Source organism: Mesorhizobium sp. WSM4823 (assembly GCF_055811195.1).
Genome location: NZ_JBVVQL010000002.1, coordinates 210,618 through 232,854, shown reverse-complemented (window position 1 = coordinate 232,854; position 22,237 = coordinate 210,618). Strand labels below are relative to the sequence as shown.

Below are 22,237 nucleotides of genomic sequence, written 5' to 3'. Positions count from 1 at the left end.
CGATAGGTTACAATATCGCCCGCAGATGCTCAAGAATCATCGCAACGCCCTTTTGCCCGAGTTCCGCCGACCCGTCTTTGGCGGTCGCCGTATACCAGCTCTTGTTGTCGGCGAAGTGGCCGGCGTCGACCGCCTCCGGGCATAGCGCGAGCATCAGCGACGTCTCGCCGATGCCGGCATGATCGAACGGATATTGGCCGTTCATTGCGGCGGGCATCAGCGGATGCACCTGCACCCAGTTGAAGAAATTTTCACCCGCGGCATGCCCGGCATAGTAGTCGGCCATCGCCTGCGAGCCCCACCAGCCCTCGCCGCGCTCCTTTTCGAGAAAGCGGAAGATCGCCTGGCGGCCGGCGGTCTTGAAGGCGAGATCGGTCGGCATCCCGGCGGCAAAATTCTCGGTCTGGTGGTGGATGACGGCGTGGATGTTGCGAAAGCCGATGCGCAGCAGACTGTAGAACAGTTCTTCGCCGAACGGCGCCAATGAATTGCCGCCGACTTGCACCGAGCCATTGCCCTCCGGCGGCGCCACCGCGTAGCTCGCCGCGCCATAGTAGAAGGGCGGCAGGATGACGATGTCGGCCTCCTTTTCGTACAACTCCAGCATCTTGACGACCGCCAGCGTGTCCATGCCAACAGCCATATGCTCGCCATGGTATTCGAGCACGCCGAGAGGGAGCACGGCCGGCCAGTTCTCGGCGATGGCCTTGCGGATCTGGTGCGGCAGCATCAGTTCGTAGCGCATGATCTATTCCATATTGGTGTGACGGGCGCGCATCGCTTCGGGTGATATGCCGGTGATTGTCCTGAGCTTCAGCACCATCACCTCGAACAGAACGAACAGCGCGCCTTCGAACAACGAACCCATCGGCAGGATGGATGTCTTTTCCGGTCTCTGGTCGTCGGCCATGGTTTGAGCAGGGATGAGCAAGGCGAAGTCGGCAAGTCTCGCGGCGCTGCTCTCGCCTTGCGCGGTCAGCAGCAGGACGGTCGCACCGGCTTTGCGGGCGACCTGCATTAAGGTCAGAACGGTCGAGGTCTCGCCCGGGCCGGAGCTGACGAGAAAGACGTCACCCGCGCCGAGCGGCGGCGTCGTCATGTCGCCGACCACCGACACAGGCAGGCCGAGATGGTAGAGGCGCATGGCAAAGCCCTGGACCTGCAGCGCCTCGCGGCCGCAGCCATAAACGACGACTTTGTTCGCGCCGGCCAGCATGGCGCAAGCAGCGTCGACGCGGCTCTCGTCGACCCGTGCCAGCACGCTGCCAAGCTCGCCCAGCGCAATCCCGAACAGATTTGTGCCGGCATTCGTCATGGCAGACCCACCAGCTGGCCGGCATCAAAAACCTGTCTGAACGTTTTGGCCACGTTTCCCCCGAACAGCTTGTTTTTGCTCATGCTATCACCGTGAAAATCCGTGTCCAACGGCTCGAAGTACTTTTGAAGTGCCGCAGGCGTGATAGTGTCATGGCAATTGCGTAGGTGAGGAAATAACGGGACATGAAGACACGGCATTTCGACCGCATCGGCAATGGCGGCATGGCATTCACGGAACTCGGCTTTGGCACGGCGCCGCTGGGAAACCTCTATCGCGCCGTCTCCGACGAGGATGCCAACGCCACGCTGGAGGCCGCCTGGCGGATCGGCTGCCGCTACTACGACACCGCGCCGCTCTACGGGCTCGGCCTGTCGGAAACGCGGCTCAATCCGTTCCTGCGCTCGAAGAAGCGCGACGACTATGTGCTGTCGAGCAAGGTCGGCCGCATCATGCGCGCCTGCCCGCCGGACCAACGCACCGGCATCGGCAAATTCTTCGACACACCGTCGCGCCAGGAGGTCTACGATTACAGCTATGATGGCGTCATGCGCTCCTTCGAAGCCTCGCTGGAGCGACTCGGCGTCGACCGCATCGACATCCTTTTCGTGCATGACGTCGACATCTTCACCCATGGCAGCAAGCAAGCCTCGGACCAACGCATCGAGGAGTTCATGCGTTCGGGCTATTACGGGCTGCTGGCGCTGCGCGACCAGGGCGTCATCAAGGCGTTCGGCGGCGGCATCAACGAATGGCCGGTCGCCCAGACACTTGCCGAGCGTGGCGACTTCGACCTTTTCCTGCTTGCCGGGCGCTATACGCTGCTGGAGCAGGAGGCCCTGCAGTCCTTCCTGCCGCTGTGCCAGAAGCGCGGCATCGGCATCGTTCTCGGCGGGCCGTATAATTCCGGCATCCTGGCAACCGGGCCGAAGCCCGGCGCCTACTACAACTATTCCGAGGCGCCGCAGGACATTATCGACCGCGTCACGCGCATCGAGGCCATCTGCAAACGCCACGGCGTGCGCCTGATCGAGGCGGCACTGCAATTTCCGCTGCTGCACCCCTCGGTCGTGTCGGTGATCCCCGGCGGCCAGCGGCCGAGCGAGGTCGAAAGCAACCGGGCGCTGCTCGAGGCAAGGCTGCCATCGGCACTCTGGGCCGATCTCAAGAAGGAAGGGCTGATGCGCGCGGATGCGCCGACCGCATAGACCTGGTCCGCCGTCATCTCGCGATAGGGACAAGCCACCGAAGTGGACGTAAAAGAAAAGCCGGGCATGCCCGGCTTTTCTGATTTCTGAAAATGATAAGAGGGCGCGCTTAGTTTACTGCGTCCTTGAGGCCCTTGCCGGCCGAAAACTTCGGCACGGTGCGCGCCGGAATCTTCACCTCCGCACCGGTCTGCGGGTTGCGGCCGGTCGATGCGGCGCGTTTTGACACGGTGAAATTTCCGAAGCCGACAAGCCGGACATCGCCGCCCTTCTTCAGCTCGCCGGTGATCACGGAAAACACCGCATCCACCGCCGACTGCGCGTCACCCTTCGAAATACTCGCGGCATCGGCGACAGCGGACACCAGTTCGTTCTTGTTCATAAAAATTCCCTTCCATGAGAAAACCGGAAACGTACGACTCATCCGGCAGGAAACGGACTTTAGAAAGAAGCGTCCTTGCAACCAAGTCGAAAAGCGTGAAAAAAATCGAAAAAAGCCCGGAATTCCGGGGTTTTTCACATGAAAAAGCCGGGCTCAAGGCCCGGCTCTCCGTTTGTGCATTGCAACTTTAGTAAGTGCTAATGGGCCAGCGACTTGCTGGCGTCGTCTCCGGCATCCACCGCAGCCGGCGCATTGACCGGCTCGACCCACTCGATCGGCTCCGGCATACGCACCAGCGCATGGCGCAAGACTTCGCCGACCCGTGAGACCGGAACGATCTCCATATTGTTCTTCACGTTGTCCGGAATCTCCGCCAGATCCTTGGCGTTATCTTCCGGGATCAGCACCTTCTTGATGCCGCCGCGAAGTGCTGCAAGCAGCTTTTCCTTGAGCCCACCGATCGGCAGCACCCTGCCGCGCAGCGTGATCTCGCCGGTCATCGCCACATCGGCCCTGACCGGGATGCCGGTCAGCACCGAGACGATCGCCGTCGCCATCGCCACACCCGCCGACGGTCCGTCCTTGGGCGTTGCGCCCTCGGGCACGTGGACGTGGATGTCGCGCTTGTCGAACAGCGGCGGCTCGACGCCGAAATCGATGGCCCGCGAGCGGACATAGGAGGCCGCCGCCGAGATCGATTCCTTCATCACGTCGCGCAGATTGCCGGTCACCGTCATGCGGCCCTTGCCGGGCATCATGACGCCTTCGATCGTCAGCAGCTCGCCGCCGACTTCCGTCCAGGCGAGGCCGGTGACGACACCGACCTGATCGTCGGCCTCGACCTGACCGAAGCGGAAGCGCGGAACACCAAGATAATCGGCGAGATTGTCCGCCGTGATGGTGATCGTCTTCTTCTTCGTCTTCAGGATCTCGGTCACTGCCTTGCGGCCGAGCTTCATCAACTCGCGCTCCAGGCTCCGGACGCCCGCTTCACGAGTGTAGGTCTGGATGATGCCGCGGATCGCGTCCTCGCCGACGGAGAACTCCTTCGGCTGCAGCGCATGATCGCGGATCACCTTGGGCATCAGGTGGCGCTTGGCGATCTCGATCTTCTCGTCCTCGGTGTAGCCGGCGATACGGATGATCTCCATGCGGTCCATCAAAGGCGCAGGGATGTTCAACGTGTTCGCCGTCGTCACGAACATCACGCTCGACAGGTCGTATTCAACCTCGAGGTAATGGTCCATGAACGTCGAGTTCTGCTCGGGATCGAGCACCTCGAGCAAAGCCGACGACGGATCGCCGCGGAAATCCTGGCCCATCTTGTCGATCTCGTCGAGCAGGAAGAGCGGGTTGGACTTCTTCGCCTTCTTCATCGACTGGATGACCTTGCCGGGCATCGAGCCGATATAGGTGCGCCGGTGACCGCGGATTTCGGCCTCGTCGCGCACGCCGCCCAGCGCCATGCGGATGAACTCGCGGCCGGTCGCCTTGGCGATCGACTTGCCGAGCGAGGTCTTGCCGACGCCGGGAGGTCCGACGAGGCACAAGATCGGCCCCTTCAGCTTCTTCTGGCGGCTCTGTACGGCGAGATACTCGACGATGCGGTCCTTGACCTTGTCGAGGCCGAAATGATCGGTATCGAGCACGTTCTGCGCGAAGGCCAGATCATGCTTGACCTTGGAGTTCTTGCCCCACGGTATCGACAGGATCCAGTCAAGATAGTTGCGCACGACGGTCGATTCAGCCGACATCGGCGACATCGTCCGCAGCTTCTTCAGTTCGGCTTCCGCCTTTTCGCGGGCCTCCTTGGAGAGCTTGGTCTTCTTGATGCGCGCTTCGATCTCAGCGGCCTCGTCGCGGCCGTCCTCGCCCTCGCCGAGCTCCTTCTGGATCGCCTTCATCTGTTCGTTGAGGTAGTATTCGCGCTGGGTCTTCTCCATCTGGCGCTTGACGCGCGAACGGATGCGCTTCTCGACCTGCAGGACGGAGATTTCGGCTTCCATGAAGCCCATCGCCTTTTCCAGCCGCTCCTTGACCGAGAGCGTGGCCAGCATCTCCTGCTTCTCGGGGATTTTGATGGCAAGGTGCGAGGCAACCGTATCGGCGAGCTTGGAATAGTCGTCGATCTGGCTGGCGGCACCCACCACTTCGGGCGAGATCTTCTTGTTCAGCTTGACGTAGTTCTCGAAGTCGGTGACGACCGAACGGGCCAGCGCCTCGACCTCGACCTCTTCCTCCTCCGGTTCGACCAGCGCTGCGGCACGGGCCTCGTGGAAGTCGGGACGGTCGGTGAAGGAGACGATTTTCGCGCGCGAGGCGCCTTCGACCAGCACCTTGACGGTGCCGTCCGGCAGCTTCAGCAACTGCAGCACATTGGCGAGCGTGCCGATGTCGAAGATGGCATCGGACTCGGGATCGTCGTCGGCGGCATTCATCTGGGTCGCAAGCAGGATCTGCTTTTCCTGACCCATCACCTCTTCCAGCGCCTTGATCGACTTTTCACGCCCGACAAAGAGCGGAACGATCATGTGCGGGAACACCACGATGTCGCGCAGTGGGAGGACTGCGAAGACGCCGTCGCTGGGAGCCTTGGATATTTTGGCCATTGTCCAACCTTTCATGTCGCGACCGCCAATTGGCCAACCGCGAATCTCATATTAACGACCGAGGATCGTTCCGCCTACCACCGTTTGTGACGGGAGTTTTACAGCACAGAATTCGGCACCCCGGCCTTCCTCAGTTAGTTGGAGGCCCGGGGGGCAAAGATCAAGGGCCAACACGAAACCGCTCATCCAATCTGTCACAATCCGTTCATCCAATCTGTCACAATCCGTTCATCACAAGTTGGCACATCCGCAACGGCAAAACGGCGCCTCGCGGCGCCGTTTCAAAACAAAGTCCATTGTCGGCTCACGTCAGGCGCTGACGTTGCCCTTCTTTTCCTTCTGCTCGGAATAGATGTAGAGCGGTCTGGCGTTGCCGGACACCACCTCTTCCGAAATAACCACTTCGCGCACGCCTTCCAGCGCCGGCAGCTCGAACATCGTGTCGAGCAGGATCGCTTCCATGATCGAGCGCAGGCCGCGCGCGCCGGTCTTGCGCTCTATGGCGCGCTTGGCGATCGCCGACAGCGCATTCTCATGGAAGGTCAGGTCGACATTCTCCATCTCGAACAGCCGCTGATACTGCTTGACCAGCGCGTTCTTCGGCTCGGTCAGGATCTGGATCAGCGCCGGCTCGTCGAGGTCCTCCAGCGTCGCCAGGACAGGCAGGCGGCCGACGAACTCGGGAATGAGGCCAAACTTCAACAGATCCTCAGGCTCGACAAGGCGAAAAACGTCGCCGGTGCGGCGATCCTCGGGCGAAGCGACGGTGGCGCCGAAGCCGATCGAGGTCTTGCGGCCGCGATCCGAGATGATCTTGTCCAGCCCGGCGAAGGCGCCGCCGCAGATAAACAGGATATTGGCGGTATCGACCTGCAGGAATTCCTGCTGCGGATGCTTCCTGCCGCCCTGCGGCGGCACCGAAGCGACCGTGCCTTCCATGATCTTCAACAGCGCCTGCTGCACGCCCTCGCCCGACACATCACGGGTGATCGAAGGATTGTCCGACTTGCGCGAGATCTTGTCGATCTCGTCGATGTAGACGATGCCGCGCTGGGCGCGCTCGACATTGTAGTCGGCCGACTGCAAGAGCTTCAGGATGATGTTCTCGACATCCTCGCCGACATAGCCGGCCTCGGTCAGCGTCGTCGCATCGGCCATGGTGAAGGGAACGTCGATGATGCGGGCCAGCGTCTGCGCAAGCAGCGTCTTGCCGCAACCGGTCGGGCCGATCAGCAAGATGTTGGACTTCGCCAGCTCGACGTCGTTGTTCTTGCCGGCATGCGCAAGGCGCTTGTAATGGTTGTGGACGGCCACCGACAGCACGCGCTTGGCGTAGGGTTGGCCGATGACGTAGTCGTCGAGAACCTTGAGGATCTCCTGCGGGGTCGGCACGCCCTCGCGCGACTTCACCATCGAGGTCTTGTTCTCCTCGCGGATGATGTCCATGCAGAGCTCGACGCATTCGTCGCAGATGAACACCGTCGGGCCGGCGATCAGCTTGCGCACCTCGTGCTGGCTTTTGCCGCAAAACGAGCAATAGAGCGTGTTCTTGGAATCACCGCCGTTGTTGCCGACCTTGCTCATTTTCATGTCCTTTCATAGCCGCCCGCCGATGGTCTGGTTGAAAGGGCGCATATTCAATCTATCGCGGGAATTCGCCGCCGCCAGTGTTCCGGCTCCCGCAACGCATTCCATACGAAACACATATCAGAAAACGTCGCAATGATTCGCACCAACCCCGCACAAAGCTAAGCCGTCGAAAATCAACATAGGCTTAACGTAGGCAATTGCTCCCGTCGAGGGAACAGCCAATTGTGGCCGAAATGCCGCAAGCGGCATCAAAACTGTGTTTTCCCGCCATCCAACTGCCATCGGGCTTATGTGGCAACACCTTCGACCGGCTCGCGCGACGAAATGACCTTGTCGATGAGGCCGAAATCCTTCGCCTCGTCGGCGGTCATGAAGTGGTCACGGTCGAGCGTCTTTTCAATCTCGTCGTAGCTCTTGCCGGTGTGCTTGACATAGACCTCGTTGAGACGACGCTTCAGCTTGATGATGTCCTGGGCGTGGCGCTCGATGTCGGAAGCCTGGCCCTGGAAGCCACCGGAAGGCTGGTGGACCATGATGCGGGCGTTCGGCGTGGCGAAGCGCATGCCCTTCTCGCCTGCGGTGAGAAGCAGCGAGCCCATCGAGGCCGCCTGGCCGATGCACAGCGTCGCCACCGCCGGCTTGATGAACTGCATGGTGTCGTAGATCGCCATACCCGAGGTGACGACGCCACCGGGGGAATTGATGTAGAGGTTGATTTCCTTCTTCGGATTCTCCGCTTCGAGGAACAGGAGCTGCGCGCAGACCAGCGTCGCCATGCCGTCCTCGACCGGACCGGTGATGAAAATGATGCGCTCTTTCAGGAGCCGCGAGAAAATGTCGTAGGCCCGCTCGCCGCGATTGGTCTGTTCGACCACCATCGGAACGAGGTTCATGTAGGTTTCGACGGGGTTCTTCATGGACTATCCCTTATTGAGGATGGGATTCCGGCGCCGGGGGATTAAAAAGTCGGGCAGAATCGGTTCTGGATCGTTGTCCTGTAAATAGGATGTCGGCTCACCCTAGCGCAAGGCCGCCCCTCCTAGCCATCCGGTTAAGTCGAATCAAGCTTTCTGCACAGGATTCGCCCGCAGCTGCGCCGGAAGCGTTCTGCCGCTCTTGAGGCGGCGCGGCCGCGTAGCACTTTCTTAACCGCGTCGCTTAACGAAATATCTCGAAACTGCTTTCCCGCGATGCGGCTTCCCCTACAATTCAACGTTGAGCTTTACTGAAGGTTCAACAGGGGAGTGCCATGATCAGGAAAACTGCTTCCTTGGCCATCGCCAACCTTGCCGTTTTCGGCATGGTGTCCGAAACGGCTGCCGGCGGGCGCGCGGTCGAATGCTACCAACAGGTCAACAGGCCGGCCGTCTACGATACCGTCTATGAAAACGTGCTGGTCAGCCCAGGCGGCCAAGTGGTCGACTACGACCCGCCGATTTATGGCACGGTTGAGCGCGTCGAACAGATCGCACCGCCCCGCGTCACATACGAAGTCGTGCCAGCTATCACCCGCACCGTCTACCACAAGGTCAAGATCGATGGCGGCGGCTATGCGTGGGAATGGCGCGTCATCCACGGCCGCAAGGTGCTGTGCAAGGTCTGGCGCAAGGCCCGCTACGCGCGCGTCGCCGAAACAGTCGTCGTTGAGCCCGAGCGCAGCCGACGGGTCGTGCTCCCAGCCGAATATGAGAGCGTTGCCCGTGAAGTACTGGTGCGACCGGAGCGGCGGCGCATCACTGAGATCGCGCCATCATACCAGAAGGTGGCGCGCCGCGTGATAGTGCAGGACGGCTCGACCAGTTGGCGGCGGGTGCGTATCCCAAAGCATTGCAGGTATTAGCTCAGGCTACTTCGGCCCTCAGCCATTTCTTCAAGCCGGCGACGTCGCCATGGCCGACGGTCTCCGCTACGCGCCTGCCGACCGCTGCGCCGAATTTGTAACCATGGCCGGAGCAGGCCGAGATAACAAGGCATTTGCCCTTTTCATGCGCCAGGAATTTCTTGTCGGCGGTGAAGGTGTAGGCGCAGGTCACCACCTCGGCCACCCCATACTCCTCGATGCGGGCGAGCGGCGGCGAGAACAGATTGCGGATCGCTTCGCCCTCGCCCGGCACCGGCTCACGGTTCCAGTCGGCGTCGCTGGTCGGCACCTTGTGCAGGCCGGAACCGAACTTCATGCCGGCGCCGCCTGACGGTGGGATCACATAGCCGTCGACAGTACCGCCGACATCGAGGATGACCGGGGCTGCCTGCCACGCCGCTTTCAGGTCCGGCGGCGGCTCGACATAGGCGAGCGCGTTGCGCCAGGTTTGCAGTTCGCCGTCCAGTTCCGGAAACAGTTTCAGCACCCAGGCGCCCGATGTGACGACGATGCGGTCGGCCTGCATCGTCTCGCCGCTTTCAAACACGATGTGACCGGCCTCGGCGTCGATCTTCGTCACCTTGCTGTTTTCGTAGACATTGGCGCCGTTGGCCCGCAGCCATTTGGCGAGCCCCGCTGCGATCTTGCGGCAATGCAGTGCGCCGCCCTCCGGCGAGAAGAAAGCGTAGCGAAAACTTCCGCTCTCGAGGAACGGCCAGCGCGCAACGGCCTCGCCGGGCTCGATCATCTCGAAGGGAAAATCGCCGGCCGCCAGCCCGTCGCGCATCTGCTCGGCGTCATCACCCTCGTCGCGCGAAATGCAGATGAAGCCGCGCGGATCGAGATGGTTTTCGCCAAGATCAACCCACATTTCGTCCCAGGCTTCATAGGCTTCGGTGATCAGGCGGCCATAGCCCGCCGCTGCACCGTAAGCGCGGCGGATGATGCGGTGATGGTCGCCCGAGGCGGCAAGCGGATTGGGAATCGATCCCTGTTCGACGATCGAGACCCGGTGCCCGGCCTTGATCAGCGACCATGCCGTCGAAAGCCCAGCAATGCCTGCACCAACCACGATCACATTCATCAAGTCAGTCTTTCCGCAGCCGCACCGGCTGGCTCAACTCATTGGGCTGTCGCGCGCCAACATACGGACTGGCACCAAGCTGGCAAGCCGCGTTAATTGTCTGCCATGACCAAATTGACGCCAGCGTATCTTGCCTTCGATCCCTCCACCCGCCAGCTGCGGCTGGATCCACATGAGCCGGCTTTTTTCCAGAATCCTTACGAGGCCTATGCCTTCATGCATGGCGCATCGAATGTCTTCTTCTGGGAAGAGTTCGGCTTTTGGTGCTTCGGCGGCTTTGACGACGTCAACCGGCTGCTGCGTGACCGCCGCTTCGGTCGTCAGAACCCGGCCGGCATCCCCGATAGAAGCAGCATCGACCAGGACCGCACGCATCTCAGCGCCTTCGACGGCATCGAAGCGAATTCGATGCTGGAGCTGGAACCGCCCGTGCACACCAGGCTTAGAACGCTGGTCAACCGCGCCTTCGTCTCGCGTCAGGTCGAGCGTCTCAGGCCGCATGTCGAGGCGCTCGCCAACGAGCTGATCGACCGTTTCGAACCGGACCATGTCGACCTGCTGCCGGCCTTTGCGTCGCCGTTGCCGATCACCATCATTGCCGAGATGCTCGGCGTGCCGGTCGAGATGAGGCCGCAGCTGCTCAACTGGTCGCATCAGATGGTCGCCATGTACATGCATGGCCGCACACGCGAAACGGAAGAGACGGCCAATCGCGCCGCGCGGGATTTTTCGGATTTTCTACGCGGCTATGTCGCCGAGCGCCGCAAAATCCCTGGCGACGATCTGTTGTCGCTGCTGATCTCGGCGCAGGATGATGGCCAGAAACTCTCCGAGGACGAGCTGGTGTCCTCGGCTATCCTGCTGCTTAACGCTGGGCACGAGGCGACGGTTCACCAGACAGGCAACGCGGTGCGCTCGATCCTCGCGCAAGGCGGTGACCCGCGCCGCTTCTTCACCTCGCCGGAAGCGACCGCAGCCACGGTCGAGGAATGCCTGCGCTTCGACGCGCCGCTGCACATGTTCACCCGCTACGCCTATCAGGAGATCGAGGTCGCTCCAGATATCCTCGTGCGGCCGGGCGAGACGATCGGCCTGTTGCTCGGCATGGCCAATCACGATCCGCTTGCTTTTGCCGAGCCCGCCGCCTTCAAATCCGGACGCACGGATCAAAAGAACGTCTCGTTCGGCGCCGGCATCCATTTCTGCATCGGCGCGCCGCTCGCCCGGCTCGAATTGCAGGTGTCGCTGAAAACCCTGTTCGACCGCCTACCGCGGCTGCATCTTGCCGAACAGCCGCGCTTCCGCGACACCTATCATTTCCACGGGCTGGAAAAGCTCGTCGTGAACTTTTGAAAAACAGCAGGCCCGAGGCTGGATCGCATGCCCGAAAAGATGAAATTCGCTTTTTTGCAGGAGCCTCCTTTCTGCTTCACCGACGCTTCCGGAGATGTCTCCGGCTGCGACGTCAGGCTCGCGCAGAAGGTCTGCGAAGCGTTGGGGCTAGAGGTCTTTTCGCCCATCGAGACCGAATTCGCCAAACTGCTTCCCGGACTGGCCAAAGGCGAGTGGGACATGACCACCGGTCTGTTCATTTCGGACGAACGCAAAAAATCCGTCGACTTCACGCGACCGATCTGGGTGTTGCAGGACGGGTTGCTGGTCCCGAAGGGCAATCCGCGCGGGCTCAAGGGCTATCGATCCATCGCCGCAGATGAGACAGCGCTGATCGCCGTCATATCGGGCCAGATCCAACATCAAACAGCCTTGAAAAATGGCGTTCCGCTGGAGCGGATAAGGATATTCGCCACGCAAGCAGGCGCGGCAGACGCAGTCGCGTCCGGTGCAGTTCATGCCTATGCGAGTGTCGCCATGGCGCACCGAGGCTATCTGGCTCAGCGTCCCGACGCGCCTCTTGCGGTCATCGACGTTCCGGCAGCCGAAAAACGGCCAGCCGCCGGCGCTTTCGCTCTCGCCAAAGACAATGCGATCCTGCGCCAGCGCATCGATTCATGCCTGGGCGATTTGCTGGGAACTCCCTGGCACCGGGACATGATGGCCGAATACGGATTTTCCGACAGTGATGTCGATCGGCTTTTGTGAAGCGCCATGCAAGCGATCAAAGCTTGATCACATACTCCTTGCGAGTCGTTTCAAGCACTTCCCAACTTCCCCTGAAGCCCTGCCTGAGCACGAAACTGTCGCCGGCTTTGACGGTGCGCGCCTCGCCGCCTTCTTCTGATATCACCGAGACGCCGAACAGGATGTGACAGAACTCCCACTCGTCGTATTCAATGCGCCACCTGCCCGGCGTCGCCTCCCAAATGCCGGCATAGAGCCCGCCGTCGCGTTCCTCGACGTTCCAGGTGCGGAACTTCGGATCGCCCGAGATCAGACGATCCGGCGCCGGCGCGCCAAGTTCCGGTTCGACACTTTCGACATCGACGGAGAGAAATTTCGGCGCAGTCATGGCCATTCAGACCTTGGCCAGGGCTTGTTCCAGATCGGCGATGATGTCTTCAACATCCTCGATGCCGACCGAGAGCCTGACCGTGTCCGGTCCCGCCCCGGCCACGACCTTCTGCTCGTCGGACAACTGGCGGTGCGTGGTCGATGCCGGGTGGATGACCAGCGACTTGGTGTCGCCGACATTGGCGAGGTGCGAGAACAGTTCGAGCGCTTCAACGAATTTGATGCCCGCGGCATAGCCGCCCTTCAGGCCGAAGGTGAACACGGCACCGGCGCCAAGCGGCGAGTATTTCTTCTGCAGCGCATTGTTCTTGTCGCTCGGCAGGCCGGGATAATTCACCCAGGCAACCTTGGGGTGATCGGACAGCCAGCCGGCGACCTTCACTGCATTGTCACAGTGACGCTGCATGCGAAGCGGCAGGGTTTCCAGCCCGGTCAGGATCAGGAACGCATTGAAGGGCGAGATCGCCGGGCCGATATCGCGCAGGCCAAGCACGCGCGCGGCAATGGCGAAAGCGAAATTGCCGAAGGTCTCATGCAGGACGAGGCCGCCATATTCGGGGCGCGGCTCCGACAGCATCGGATATTTGCCCGACTTCGACCAGTCGAAAGTGCCGCCATCGATAATAGCGCCACCGATCGAATTGCCGTGGCCGCCGATGAACTTGGTCAGCGAATGCACGACAATATCGGCCCCATGCTCGATCGGCCGCACCAGATAGGGCGAGGCCAGCGTGTTGTCGACGATCAGCGGCAGGCCGTGCTTGCGGGCGATGTCGCCGATCTTCTCGATGTCGACGAAGACGCCGCCCGGATTGGCCAGGCTCTCGATGAAGATCGCCTTGGTCTTGTCGTCGATCTGGCTTTCGAAAGTCGAGATGTCGTTGGTGTCGGCCCAGCGCACCTGCCAGCCGAAATTCTTGAAGGCGTGGCCGAACTGGTTGATCGAGCCGCCATAAAGCCTTGTCGCGGCGACGAAATTGTCGCCGGGCTGCATCAGATTGTGGAACACCAGCACCTGCGCGGCATGGCCAGACGCGACGGCCAGCGCTGCTGTGCCGCCTTCGAGTGCCGCGATGCGCTCTTCCAACACCGCCTGGGTCGGGTTCATGATCCGGGTATAGATGTTGCCGAAGGCTTTTAGCCCGAACAGCGAGGCGGCATGATCGGCATCGTCGAAGACATAGGAGGTGGTCTGGTAGATCGGCGTCGCCCGCGCCCCCGTCGCCGGATCGGGCTTGGCGCCGGCATGGACAGCGAGCGTATTGAAACCGGGCGTACGGGTCATCGAAAACCTCCCTTTTGAAACTTTCAGAAATCGTCGGGCATTCTTGGCGAAGCCCAGCCGTGAATGCAAAGAAGAAAATACCCTTCGGCTCGCGATCTATGACCCGGGCGCGAGAAAATTCACCGGCCCAGGGCACTTTCTTTCTACTTCTGGCGAACGCCGAAGCTCTGGAACCCAGACCGCATGATCGGCTTCTTCGACGACAAGACCCCGGAGTTGACGCCGGTCCAGCCGATCTCGCCCGACAGCTTGCCATATTCGATCTTGGGGCAGCGGTTCATCACCACCTTGATGCCGGCGGCCTCGGCGCGCGCGGCCGCCTCGTCGTGGCGCACGCCAAGCTGCATCCAGATGACTTTCGGCAAGGGATCGAGCCGCAAGACCTCGTCGATGACGCCCGGCACCGCTGCGGAAGCGCGAAAGATGTCGACCATGTCGACGGGCTCGGGAACATCGGCAAGCCTAGCATAGACTGTTCGGCCGAGGATTTCCTTGCCGGCATGGCCCGGATTGATCGGGAGCACTGAAAAACCCTTGGCGAGCAGATATTTCAGCACAAAATAGCTCGGCCGCACGTCGTTTGGCGACGCGCCGACCATGGCGATGGTCTTCACCGAATTAAGGATGTCGGCGATATAGGCATTGTCGTAGGCGTCGTGGTTCATGCCTCGTCCTCATACAGAGCTTCGGCGAGAAAACCATCCGGATCGTTGCAAAAACTGCGCATCATGCGGAAATGATCGGTGTCATGGAAATCGGTCGGGTCGAGGCCGAACCGGCTGATGCGGAACAGCCGCGCGCCGGGACACGCCATCAGCAGCGGCGAATGCGTCGCCATGATCACTTGCGCCGTGCCTGACAAATCCATCCGCCGCAGTACCTTTAGAAGCTCGATCTGACGCGTCGGCGACAAAGCGCTTTCCGGCTCGTCGAGGATGTAGATGCCTTGCCTGCTGCAGCGCTCCTCGAAGAAGCGGATGAAGCCCTCGCCATGCGACCAGGACAGGAAATCGGGCGGCGCTTCACCCGCATCCAGCGCCGCCTGGTCGAGGTAGCGCGCCACGGAGTAGAAAGATTCGGCGCGAAAGAACCAGCCGGCGGTGACTTTCGGCAGCCAATGGCCGCGCAGCGTGGCGGCGAGAGCTGCGCCGCTCTTGTCGATGGCGCGGGAGTGGTCGATGGGCATGTAGCCCTTGCCGCCGCCGGCCTCATCGTATCCAGCCAGCGCGCCGATCGCCTCGAGCAGCGTCGATTTGCCGGTGCCGTTCTCGCCGACGATGATGGTGATCGGCGTGGTGAATTCGAGTTCGAAATCGTGGCTGCGGAAGATCGGCAGATTCCAGGGATATTTTTCCCAATCTGCGACACGGCTGGGCTCGATCAGAATGCGCTTGAGATAAGGCGCCTTCAGCCGCGTTAGTTGCTTGCGATACGCCACCGGAGAAAACGCGGTCAGCCCGGCAGCGAGATGCTGCCGTCTTCCGCAATCGGAAAAGCCGGATTGTGCGCCACTTCCCAGACATGCCCTTCCGTATCTGCGAAATAGCCATACCAGCCGCCCCAGAAAGCGCGGCCGGCCGGCTTGACGACACGACCGCCGGCCTTTTCGGCCATGGCAAGCACGTCGTCGACTTCCGTATCGGAGCGGGTGTTGTAGGCGAGGTAGATCGCCGACGGCGCCGTGCCGAAGGTGATGCCCGAATCCACTTCGGCGCTTGCGCGCGGGAACAGGCCCAGAATGACGCCGCCCATCTGGAAAAAGGCGACGCCGTCGGTGATGCCGGCATGGCGGGTCAAGCCCATCGCCTCGTAGAAGCGCGTGGCGCGCTCGAGATCGTCGACGGCGATGGTGACGATGGAGATGCGGGCTTCCATATCTAGTCGTCCGTCCATTCGGGCTTGCGCTTGCCGATGAAGGCGCCGATGCCTTCTTCCGCGTCGCGTGCCAGCATGTTGTCGACCATGACTCGGCCGGTGTACGCATAGGCCTCGGCCAGTCCCATCTCGGCCTGCGCGTAGAAGGCTTCCTTGCCGGTCTTGACCACCAAAGACGATTTGGCAGCAATGGTTTGCCCGTATTTGGTGACAATCTGATTCAGATATTCGCGCGGCACCACGCGATTGATGAGACCGAACTCCTTGGCCGTCGCTGCATCGATGGTTTCGCCGGTCAAAAGCATTTCCATCGCGTGCTTGCGCGAGACGTTGCGCGATAGCGCCACCATCGGCGTCGAGCAGAACAGGCCGATATTGACGCCCGGCGTGCAAAAGGTCGCCTCATGCGAGGCGATGGCGAGATCGCAGCTCGCCACCAGTTGCGCCCCGGCCGCCGTTGCCAGACCGTCGACCTCGGCGATCACAGGCCTCGGATGGCGCACGATCGCCTGCATCAGTGCCGCACAAGCGGAAAACGTCTCCTCGAAGAATGCCTTGCCACGATCGGCGTCGGCGCGGCGCGCGGTCATTTCCTTAAGGTCGTGCCCAGCGCAGAACACCTTTCCGGCCGCGGCCAGAATGATGACGCGGACGGATCTGTCTGATTTCGCGCGGTCGAGTTCCGCCGTCAGCGCCGCCATGACCGCCAGCGACAGGGCATTGGCCGGCGGATTGGTGAGCGTCAGGCGCAGGATGCCCTCGTCCCGTCTCGCGATAACAGGACCTTCGGCAACAGCCGGCTTGATGGCGACGATTTCGGCCATGGTCTCCAACCTCTTCATCGGCCAGCGGCATCGGATTCGCCGGCCATGGAACAAAAGAACTAGCACGCTGCCGATTGAAGAACAGCCTTGGGACGTGTTTTCTCGGCGGCGCAGCCTAGGCCAAGCGCCCTCGCCTTGAAAACCGCCGGCCATGCCGACGCACATACAGGAAACCGCTTATGCCTGCCCAAAACAATCTCAAACCGGTGCTGACCGCAGCGCAAGTCAACGCGCTGATGGAGACTGTCTACCCGCAGCTCAACGATCAGTTCACCTTCTACGAGGCGATCGACGTGTTCCCGGGCGGCTGCACGGTTCGCCTGAATGCCGACGAGCGGCATCTACGCCCTGGCGGAACGGTGTCGGGCCCATCGCTGTTCACACTGGCCGATATAGGCGGCTATGTCTGCGTGCTTTCACATGCCGGGCCGGACGCGCTTTCGGTCACCACCAATCTCAATATCAACTTTGTCCGCAAAGCCGAGGCCGGCCCGATCGACGGCCATTGCCGCATCCTGAAGTTGGGCAAGAGCCTGATGGTGTTCGATATCGACATTGTCACCGGACCGGACGGACACACGGTTGCGCACGCGACGGGAACCTATTCGATCCCGCCGAAGAAGAGTTTTCAATTGCAGGCCTGATTTGCAGGACGGATACGTGTTTCCGCTCGTTCCAGACGACCCCAACGGAACGAAATGTCCGACAACACGTTCGCAGGTCCAATCAGGTCCGCAAAAAACATGCCCGAACTTCCCACTTATCTGGCATTCGTGGTCGCTGTGCTCGGCTACCAACTGTCCGGTCCGGGGCCGGACATGCTTCTGGTGATCAGCCGCGGTATCGGACAGGGTTGGCGGGCAGCCCTGGCGACTGCGACCGGGTGCGTTTTCGCAGGCGTGATCCAGATTCCACTGCTGGCGATGGGACTTGCATCGCTGGTCACGTCCTCGCCTGTCGCGTATGGCCTGCTGCAACTGCTCGGAGCGGCATACTTAATCGCAATCGGGACGAAGTTCTTGCTCATGCGCAAGGGAGCGGAAACAACCAGCATCGTCACAGCCAAGGAGGGAGGTTTGGCAGGTGCCTTTCGGCAAGGCATGATCTGCAACCTGACCAACCCCACCGCACTGGTCTTCATGCTCGCGGTACTGCCGCAGTTCGTTCATTCGTCCACAGGATCGCCAGCGATGCAATTTATCGTGCTGGGGGCCACGATGAAGGCTACGGGCCTTTTGATCTTGGGAGCTGTAGCCTTGGCCTCAGGCGCGGTCGGCCGCTGGCTGGCACGCAACGCCGGTTTTCTCGTCTGGCAAGAACGCCTGGCTGGCGCGATCATGATCGCCGTCGGCATCAAACTGCTGCTGGCTGCGATTATTCCGGGACGACGCTAGTCAAATTGTCGGACTCAAATGCGGTATAATAATACCTCATCGCTAACCTTTTGATTTGACAACATAATCCTTCCGAGGTAGCCAGAAATGCAACTTGACTGGCTAATTCCCCTCGCCTATAAGCGCTCACGGAACAGCGGCCCACCAAGGCCGCCGTTTTGTTATTGGCGGCGGGCGAGCGCCCTGCGTCAATCCAAGCAACAAGAAACGCCTTCCCTTTTCGTTCGTGAATGGGGGGAGGTCCGAACCGAAAGCAACAAATCCATGACAACCTTTTCGCAGAAGCCTGCGGATGTGGTGAAGAAGTGGGTGCTGATCGACGCCGAGGGTCTCGTCGTCGGCCGTCTCGCCACTGTCATCGCCAATCATCTTCGCGGCAAACACAAGCCCACCTTCACCCCGCATGTCGACGACGGCGACAACGTCATCGTCATCAATGCCGACAAGGTGGTGTTCACCGGCAAGAAATTCACCGACAAGGTCTATTACTGGCACACCGGCCACCCCGGCGGCATCAAGGAGCGCACCGCGCGCCAGCTGCTCGAGGGCCGTTTCCCTGAGCGTGTCGTCGAAAAAGCCGTCGAACGCATGATCCCGCGTGGCCCGCTCGGCCGTCGCCAGATGAAGAATCTCCGCGTCTATGCAGGCACGGAACATCCGCATGTCGCCCAGCAGCCCGTCACGCTCGACGTGGCCAAGCTGAACGCCAAGAACAAGAAGGTTTCGTAAAATGGCTGAGCTTTCCTCGCTCGCAGAACTCGGAACTGCCACCGGCAACACCAACACGCAGCCGGCTGCACCCGTCCATGTCCAGAAGCTCGACAAGTCGGGCCGCGCCTATGCCACCGGCAAGCGCAAGAACGCCATTGCGCGCGTCTGGGTGAAGCCCGGCTCCGGCAAGATCGTCGTCAACGACAAGGTGTTCGCCGAATATTTCGCGCGACCGGTCCTGCAGATGATCCTCAACCAGCCGATCATCGCCGCCAACCGCGCCGGCCAGTACGACATCGTCGCCACGGTTATCGGCGGCGGCCTTTCCGGCCAGGCCGGTGCCGTACGCCACGGTATCTCCAAGGCGCTGACCTACTACGAGCCGGCGCTGCGCGCCGTACTCAAGAAGGGCGGCTTCCTGACCCGCGACAGCCGCGTCGTCGAGCGCAAGAAGTACGGCAAGGCGAAGGCCCGCCGCTCGTTCCAGTTCTCGAAGCGCTAAGCGCTACGCAGCTTCATACATTCGAAAAGGCCGCCTCCAGGCGGCCTTTTCTTTTGGCTAACCTGACCCAAATTCAAGACCGATCAGCCGATACCTTGATGAAGTCGATGAACGCGCGCAGTGGAGCAGGCACCAGGCGGTGGCCGGGATAGTAGAGAAATGGCCCGGAGAAGCTCTGCCACCACGGTTCGATGACGGGTTCGAGCGCACCGCTCTCGAAGTAGGGGCGAAGCCAATCCTCGAACAGGCAGACGATGCCGGTGCCGGCGATGGCGGCATCGACGATGAGATCAGCCGCCCCACCCAAGGTCACGAGGAGCGGCCCGGTTGGGTCGACCAGGACCACCTCGCCATCGCGTTCGAATTCCCATGGCGATACCGTTCGGCCGGCGAAGCGGCCGCGCAGGCAAGCATGGCGGAGCAGATCGCGCGGGTGTTCAGGACGGCCATGGCGATCGAGGTAGGCAGGGCTGGCGGCGGCGGCGAAGCGCTGTACGCGCGGTCCGATCGGCACAGCGATCATGTCCTGCTCCAGCCGCTCGTCATAGCGGATGCCGGCGTCGCATCCTGCCGCCACCACGTCGACAAAGCTCTCCTCGGCGATCACCTCCAGCCGGATACCGGGATAGGCGGCGAGGAAGCGCGGAACAATGCTGGGCAACACCAGCCGCGCTGCGCTGACCGGCACGTTGAGACGCAACGAACCCGCCGGTCTATCGCGAAAGCCGTTCACCACATCCAGCGCCGCCTCTACCTCCGTCAAGGCCGGACCGAGCCGCGCCAGCAAGCCTTCGCCGGCTTCGGTCAGAACGACGCTGCGCGTCGTCCGGTTGAGCAGCCGGACACCGAGCTGCGTCTCAAGGCGACGCACCGCCTCGCTCAAGCCCGACGCACTGCCGCCGCTGGCGCGGGCACCATCGCGAAAACCCTTGGCCCGCGCGACGGCCACGAAAGCGTTCAGATCTCCGAGATCCATCTTCATTGTTCGATATTCCGTACAGCCCGTGCGGAGTGTGCCCAATTATCGTGAGATCGGATAGCGCCTATCTCAGCCTTATCTTGAACGGAGATGGACCATGTCCAGCATCGACAAATCAGGCACCTTCACTCTCGGCGACCGCACCGTGAAGCGGCTCGGCTACGGCGCCATGCAGCTCGCAGGACCCGGCGTATTCGGCCCGCCCAAAGATCACGACGCAGCACTGGCCGTGCTGCGCGAAGCCGTTGCGCTTGGCGTGAACCACATCGACACCAGCGACTTTTACGGTCCGCACGTCACCAATCAGCTCATCCGTGAAGCGCTGGCGCCCTATCCCGACGATCTCACCATCGTCACCAAGATCGGCGCCCGCCGCGATGCCAATGCCGCGTGGCTCCCGGCCTTCTCTCCAGAGGAGCTGACCCAGGCCGTGCACGACAATCTGCGCAATCTCGGGCTCGACGTGCTGGACGTTGTCAATCTCAGGATCATATTCGACGTGCATGGACCCGCCGAAGGGTCGATCGAGCAACAGGTCGCCGCGCTAGCCGGGCTGCAGCAAAAAGGTCTGGTGCGTCACATCGGGTTGAGCAACGCCACCTCGGCACAGATGAAAGAAGCACGGCGGATGGTCGAGATCGTCTGCGTGCAGAATCAATACAATCTGGCGCACAGAAGCGACGATGCCTTGATCGACGAACTTGCCCGCGACGGCATCGCCTACGTGCCGTTCTTTCCGCTCGGCGGCTTCAACCCGCTGCAGTCGTCTACCCTATCCGGCGTCGCTGAGCGCCTGGGCGCCACGCCCATGCAGGTCGCGCTCGCCTGGCTGCTCCGTCGCGCGCCCAATATCCTGCTGATTCCCGGCACCTCGTCCGTCGCGCATCTCAGGGAGAACCTTGCCGCAGCCGAACTCGATCTGTCCGAAGAGGCCGTGAGGGAACTGGACGCGGTGGCAATGGCTGCCTGACGGCGGCTGGCGACTCCAAGCAGCTCTCGTCCGCTTCGGTCCAGTTTAGTTGATGCTTGCCGTGTTGGCCGGCTCCGCCGCCGGCCGCGCCTCATCGGGGTAAGGCACCCGGTAGCCGTTTGCCGCCAGCCAGTCGATCGCCGCTTTCGGCTCGTCGGTCTGGATGATGGTGGCGCCGCGCTCGGCCCAGAAGCCGTAGGTTTCGCGCGGCAGGCTGGCGAGCACCGCCAACTCGTCGCCGCGACCACCGGCAAGGAAGCCGCCCGGCTTGTTGACGATGGCGTAGGTGTTGGCCCAGATATGCCAGTCGCCCCTTATCGCCGCCGCCCGCATGCGGGGGCTGAACAGCGGACCGCCGGTGTCGGTCAGCGTCTCCGACCCCGCGCGCCAGTTGATCATCTCGACCGCGCGCGGCGAAAAGATCCCGCTGACCTTCTCGGCGAAGCCCGCGTCACGAACCGCGTCGTCGGCAATGATCGGCATGAACTGGAAACCGCTGCCGATCGCACCCATGGCGGCCTTGACCGTGGTGATCCTGGCCGGGTTCCACAGGTTTTCCTTGACGATCACCTGTTCGGCCATGCCCAGGTCGCGGGCAACCTTGATCATGCCGGCCAGGCTGTCGACGTCGAGCTTGTTGTCGATGTTGATGAGGATCCTGTCCTTGGTCGCCATCAGCATCTCGCGCAGCGTCGAAACCGGTTCATCGGTCACGGCGCCGGTGCCTTCGATCACCAGCCTGCAGGTTTTGAGCTCGGCCAGCGTGCGCTTGACCACCTCGCCCTTGCAATTCGTCGTGCGGTCGAGCCAGCTGTCATGCATGACGACGAACTGGCCGTCCTTCGAGCGCCTGACGTCGACTTCGACGATTTCGGCACCAAGCGTGATCGAACCCTCGACCGCGGCGATCGAGTTCTCCGCATAGAGCGTCTTGCGGGCCTGCATGCTGCCGGCGCGGTGTGCCGCCACCATGACGTGGTCGCGCCACTGGTTGGCGTGTTCAAAACGGTCGAGAATCTGTCTGGCGCGTGTTTCGTCTGCCGATGCCGAGCCCGTAAAGAGCGCCAAGACGGCGGAAAGCAGAAGGTTCAGCCAGGTCGTTCGCATGAGAATCGCTCCGTGCCGGATGGAGACCCGGTTAAGCGACGCACGTGACAGCCCAGTGAACGAAGCCGGCTT

Annotated in this window: 24 protein-coding genes; 9 read left to right on the top strand and 15 right to left on the bottom strand. The window is 61.7% G+C overall.

All coding sequences use genetic code 11. The features are described from left to right. Positions 1 to 7 precede the first annotated feature (7 nt). Both AC0L26_RS05985 and hxlB read right to left on the bottom strand, forming a co-directional pair. Entirely contained in the window at positions 8 to 745 is a 738-nt protein-coding gene (locus tag AC0L26_RS05985) for a creatininase family protein (RefSeq protein WP_473631721.1), read from the bottom strand. 3 nt (positions 746 to 748) lie between these two features. Next, positions 749 to 1,315: a 6-phospho-3-hexuloisomerase gene (gene hxlB, locus AC0L26_RS05980; RefSeq protein WP_473631720.1), complete on the bottom strand. Its 567-nt coding sequence runs from the start codon at positions 1,313 to 1,315 to the stop codon at positions 749 to 751. A gap of 185 nt (positions 1,316 to 1,500) precedes the next feature. On the opposite strand from hxlB, the gene AC0L26_RS05975 reads away from it, so the two are divergent. After that, positions 1,501 to 2,523, top strand: a complete 1,023-nt coding sequence (locus AC0L26_RS05975; RefSeq protein ID WP_473631719.1) for an aldo/keto reductase — start codon at positions 1,501 to 1,503, stop codon at positions 2,521 to 2,523. Between the two features lie 109 nt (positions 2,524 to 2,632). Here AC0L26_RS05975 and AC0L26_RS05970 read toward each other — a convergent pair whose 3' ends face one another. From AC0L26_RS05970 to clpP, 4 genes are all read right to left on the bottom strand, one after another. After that, a complete protein-coding gene (locus tag AC0L26_RS05970; protein ID WP_006201846.1) occupies positions 2,633 to 2,905 on the bottom strand; it encodes an HU family DNA-binding protein in 273 nt (90 codons plus the stop codon). Positions 2,906 to 3,102: 197 nt separating this feature from the next. Then, positions 3,103 to 5,514, bottom strand: coding sequence for an endopeptidase La (gene lon / locus AC0L26_RS05965; protein WP_352934995.1), 2,412 nt, complete (start codon positions 5,512 to 5,514; stop codon positions 3,103 to 3,105). A 309-nt stretch (positions 5,515 to 5,823) separates the two neighbouring features. After that, positions 5,824 to 7,098 carry an ATP-dependent Clp protease ATP-binding subunit ClpX gene (clpX, locus tag AC0L26_RS05960; protein ID WP_029353486.1) on the bottom strand — a complete coding sequence of 425 codons (1,275 nt, stop codon included), beginning with the start codon at positions 7,096 to 7,098 and terminating at the stop codon, positions 5,824 to 5,826. 293 nt (positions 7,099 to 7,391) lie between these two features. After that, positions 7,392 to 8,021 (bottom strand): ATP-dependent Clp endopeptidase proteolytic subunit ClpP, encoded by a 630-nt coding sequence (gene clpP / locus AC0L26_RS05955; RefSeq protein WP_337125698.1) that lies wholly within the window; start codon positions 8,019 to 8,021, stop codon positions 7,392 to 7,394. A gap of 332 nt (positions 8,022 to 8,353) precedes the next feature. On the opposite strand from clpP, the gene AC0L26_RS05950 reads away from it, so the two are divergent. Next, positions 8,354 to 8,944 (top strand): hypothetical protein, encoded by a 591-nt coding sequence (locus AC0L26_RS05950; RefSeq protein ID WP_473631718.1) that lies wholly within the window; start codon positions 8,354 to 8,356, stop codon positions 8,942 to 8,944. A 1-nt stretch (position 8,945) separates the two neighbouring features. Here the strand turns inward: AC0L26_RS05950 and AC0L26_RS05945 are convergent, their stop codons facing one another. Continuing rightward, complete coding sequence (locus AC0L26_RS05945; protein ID WP_473632136.1) at positions 8,946 to 10,049, bottom strand: NAD(P)/FAD-dependent oxidoreductase; 1,104 nt, start codon at positions 10,047 to 10,049, stop codon at positions 8,946 to 8,948. Between the two features lie 105 nt (positions 10,050 to 10,154). On the opposite strand from AC0L26_RS05945, the gene AC0L26_RS05940 reads away from it, so the two are divergent. Together AC0L26_RS05940 and AC0L26_RS05935 are read left to right on the top strand one after the other, a co-directional pair. After that, positions 10,155 to 11,402: a cytochrome P450 gene (locus tag AC0L26_RS05940; protein WP_473631717.1), complete on the top strand. Its 1,248-nt coding sequence runs from the start codon at positions 10,155 to 10,157 to the stop codon at positions 11,400 to 11,402. Between the two features lie 27 nt (positions 11,403 to 11,429). After that, complete coding sequence (locus AC0L26_RS05935; protein WP_473631716.1) at positions 11,430 to 12,149, top strand: transporter substrate-binding domain-containing protein; 720 nt, start codon at positions 11,430 to 11,432, stop codon at positions 12,147 to 12,149. 16 nt (positions 12,150 to 12,165) lie between these two features. Here AC0L26_RS05935 and AC0L26_RS05930 read toward each other — a convergent pair whose 3' ends face one another. The 6 genes from AC0L26_RS05930 to AC0L26_RS05905 all read right to left on the bottom strand — a co-directional run bounded on the left by AC0L26_RS05930 (position 12,166) and on the right by AC0L26_RS05905 (position 16,502). Beyond that, positions 12,166 to 12,516 carry a cupin domain-containing protein gene (locus tag AC0L26_RS05930; protein ID WP_473631715.1) on the bottom strand — a complete coding sequence of 117 codons (351 nt, stop codon included), beginning with the start codon at positions 12,514 to 12,516 and terminating at the stop codon, positions 12,166 to 12,168. A 6-nt stretch (positions 12,517 to 12,522) separates the two neighbouring features. Continuing rightward, complete coding sequence (locus AC0L26_RS05925) at positions 12,523 to 13,803, bottom strand: O-acetylhomoserine aminocarboxypropyltransferase (RefSeq protein ID WP_473631714.1); 1,281 nt, start codon at positions 13,801 to 13,803, stop codon at positions 12,523 to 12,525. A gap of 143 nt (positions 13,804 to 13,946) precedes the next feature. Beyond that, positions 13,947 to 14,468, bottom strand: coding sequence for a CoA-binding protein (locus AC0L26_RS05920; protein ID WP_473631713.1), 522 nt, complete (start codon positions 14,466 to 14,468; stop codon positions 13,947 to 13,949). After that, on the bottom strand, positions 14,465 to 15,241 hold the full coding sequence (locus AC0L26_RS05915) for an AAA family ATPase (protein WP_473631712.1): 777 nt from the start codon (positions 15,239 to 15,241) through the stop codon (positions 14,465 to 14,467). The genes AC0L26_RS05920 and AC0L26_RS05915 overlap by 4 nt, the downstream gene beginning before the upstream one ends. A gap of 14 nt (positions 15,242 to 15,255) precedes the next feature. Then, positions 15,256 to 15,678 (bottom strand): VOC family protein, encoded by a 423-nt coding sequence (locus AC0L26_RS05910; RefSeq protein ID WP_473631711.1) that lies wholly within the window; start codon positions 15,676 to 15,678, stop codon positions 15,256 to 15,258. Between the two features lie 2 nt (positions 15,679 to 15,680). Further along, on the bottom strand, positions 15,681 to 16,502 hold the full coding sequence (locus AC0L26_RS05905; protein WP_473631710.1) for an enoyl-CoA hydratase: 822 nt from the start codon (positions 16,500 to 16,502) through the stop codon (positions 15,681 to 15,683). Positions 16,503 to 16,681: 179 nt separating this feature from the next. On the opposite strand from AC0L26_RS05905, the gene AC0L26_RS05900 reads away from it, so the two are divergent. The 4 genes from AC0L26_RS05900 to rpsI all read left to right on the top strand — a co-directional run bounded on the left by AC0L26_RS05900 (position 16,682) and on the right by rpsI (position 19,109). Beyond that, the gene (locus tag AC0L26_RS05900; protein WP_473631709.1) at positions 16,682 to 17,146 is read left to right on the top strand and encodes a PaaI family thioesterase; all 465 of its coding nucleotides are present in this window, start codon (positions 16,682 to 16,684) and stop codon (positions 17,144 to 17,146) included. Positions 17,147 to 17,200: 54 nt separating this feature from the next. Beyond that, positions 17,201 to 17,896, top strand: coding sequence for a LysE family translocator (locus AC0L26_RS05895; RefSeq protein WP_473631708.1), 696 nt, complete (start codon positions 17,201 to 17,203; stop codon positions 17,894 to 17,896). Positions 17,897 to 18,160: 264 nt separating this feature from the next. Then, positions 18,161 to 18,625 carry a 50S ribosomal protein L13 gene (gene rplM, locus AC0L26_RS05890; protein ID WP_091591498.1) on the top strand — a complete coding sequence of 155 codons (465 nt, stop codon included), beginning with the start codon at positions 18,161 to 18,163 and terminating at the stop codon, positions 18,623 to 18,625. Position 18,626: 1 nt separating this feature from the next. After that, positions 18,627 to 19,109 carry a 30S ribosomal protein S9 gene (gene rpsI, locus AC0L26_RS05885; protein WP_023717316.1) on the top strand — a complete coding sequence of 161 codons (483 nt, stop codon included), beginning with the start codon at positions 18,627 to 18,629 and terminating at the stop codon, positions 19,107 to 19,109. A gap of 73 nt (positions 19,110 to 19,182) precedes the next feature. Here rpsI and AC0L26_RS05880 read toward each other — a convergent pair whose 3' ends face one another. Next, positions 19,183 to 20,091 carry a LysR family transcriptional regulator gene (locus AC0L26_RS05880; protein ID WP_473631707.1) on the bottom strand — a complete coding sequence of 303 codons (909 nt, stop codon included), beginning with the start codon at positions 20,089 to 20,091 and terminating at the stop codon, positions 19,183 to 19,185. 94 nt (positions 20,092 to 20,185) lie between these two features. Between AC0L26_RS05880 and AC0L26_RS05875 the strand changes: the two genes are divergently transcribed. After that, entirely contained in the window at positions 20,186 to 21,058 is an 873-nt protein-coding gene (locus tag AC0L26_RS05875) for an aldo/keto reductase family oxidoreductase (protein WP_473631706.1), read from the top strand. A 45-nt stretch (positions 21,059 to 21,103) separates the two neighbouring features. Here the strand turns inward: AC0L26_RS05875 and AC0L26_RS05870 are convergent, their stop codons facing one another. Further along, entirely contained in the window at positions 21,104 to 22,165 is a 1,062-nt protein-coding gene (locus AC0L26_RS05870) for a glycerophosphodiester phosphodiesterase family protein (protein WP_473631705.1), read from the bottom strand. Positions 22,166 to 22,237 lie beyond the last annotated feature (72 nt).

Bases quoted from the DNA above. Each gene is read 5' to 3' on its own strand.
- AC0L26_RS05985 (WP_473631721.1), bottom strand. From the start codon at position 745: ATGCGCTACGAACTGATGCTGCCGCACCAGATCCGCAAGGCCATCGCC.
- hxlB (WP_473631720.1), bottom strand. From the start codon at position 1,315: ATGACGAATGCCGGCACAAATCTGTTCGGGATTGCGCTGGGCGAGCTT.
- AC0L26_RS05975 (WP_473631719.1), top strand. From the start codon at position 1,501: ATGAAGACACGGCATTTCGACCGCATCGGCAATGGCGGCATGGCATTC.
- AC0L26_RS05970 (WP_006201846.1), bottom strand. From the start codon at position 2,905: ATGAACAAGAACGAACTGGTGTCCGCTGTCGCCGATGCCGCGAGTATT.
- lon (WP_352934995.1), bottom strand. From the start codon at position 5,514: ATGGCCAAAATATCCAAGGCTCCCAGCGACGGCGTCTTCGCAGTCCTC.
- clpX (WP_029353486.1), bottom strand. From the start codon at position 7,098: ATGAGCAAGGTCGGCAACAACGGCGGTGATTCCAAGAACACGCTCTAT.
- clpP (WP_337125698.1), bottom strand. From the start codon at position 8,021: ATGAAGAACCCCGTCGAAACCTACATGAACCTCGTTCCGATGGTGGTC.
- AC0L26_RS05950 (WP_473631718.1), top strand. From the start codon at position 8,354: ATGATCAGGAAAACTGCTTCCTTGGCCATCGCCAACCTTGCCGTTTTC.
- AC0L26_RS05945 (WP_473632136.1), bottom strand. From the start codon at position 10,049: ATGAATGTGATCGTGGTTGGTGCAGGCATTGCTGGGCTTTCGACGGCA.
- AC0L26_RS05940 (WP_473631717.1), top strand. From the start codon at position 10,155: ATGACCAAATTGACGCCAGCGTATCTTGCCTTCGATCCCTCCACCCGC.
- AC0L26_RS05935 (WP_473631716.1), top strand. From the start codon at position 11,430: ATGCCCGAAAAGATGAAATTCGCTTTTTTGCAGGAGCCTCCTTTCTGC.
- AC0L26_RS05930 (WP_473631715.1), bottom strand. From the start codon at position 12,516: ATGACTGCGCCGAAATTTCTCTCCGTCGATGTCGAAAGTGTCGAACCG.
- AC0L26_RS05925 (WP_473631714.1), bottom strand. From the start codon at position 13,803: ATGACCCGTACGCCCGGTTTCAATACGCTCGCTGTCCATGCCGGCGCC.
- AC0L26_RS05920 (WP_473631713.1), bottom strand. From the start codon at position 14,468: ATGAACCACGACGCCTACGACAATGCCTATATCGCCGACATCCTTAAT.
- AC0L26_RS05910 (WP_473631711.1), bottom strand. From the start codon at position 15,678: ATGGAAGCCCGCATCTCCATCGTCACCATCGCCGTCGACGATCTCGAG.
- AC0L26_RS05905 (WP_473631710.1), bottom strand. From the start codon at position 16,502: ATGGCCGAAATCGTCGCCATCAAGCCGGCTGTTGCCGAAGGTCCTGTT.
- AC0L26_RS05900 (WP_473631709.1), top strand. From the start codon at position 16,682: ATGCCTGCCCAAAACAATCTCAAACCGGTGCTGACCGCAGCGCAAGTC.
- AC0L26_RS05895 (WP_473631708.1), top strand. From the start codon at position 17,201: ATGTCCGACAACACGTTCGCAGGTCCAATCAGGTCCGCAAAAAACATG.
- rplM (WP_091591498.1), top strand. From the start codon at position 18,161: ATGACAACCTTTTCGCAGAAGCCTGCGGATGTGGTGAAGAAGTGGGTG.
- rpsI (WP_023717316.1), top strand. From the start codon at position 18,627: ATGGCTGAGCTTTCCTCGCTCGCAGAACTCGGAACTGCCACCGGCAAC.
- AC0L26_RS05880 (WP_473631707.1), bottom strand. From the start codon at position 20,091: ATGAAGATGGATCTCGGAGATCTGAACGCTTTCGTGGCCGTCGCGCGG.
- AC0L26_RS05875 (WP_473631706.1), top strand. From the start codon at position 20,186: ATGTCCAGCATCGACAAATCAGGCACCTTCACTCTCGGCGACCGCACC.
- AC0L26_RS05870 (WP_473631705.1), bottom strand. From the start codon at position 22,165: ATGCGAACGACCTGGCTGAACCTTCTGCTTTCCGCCGTCTTGGCGCTC.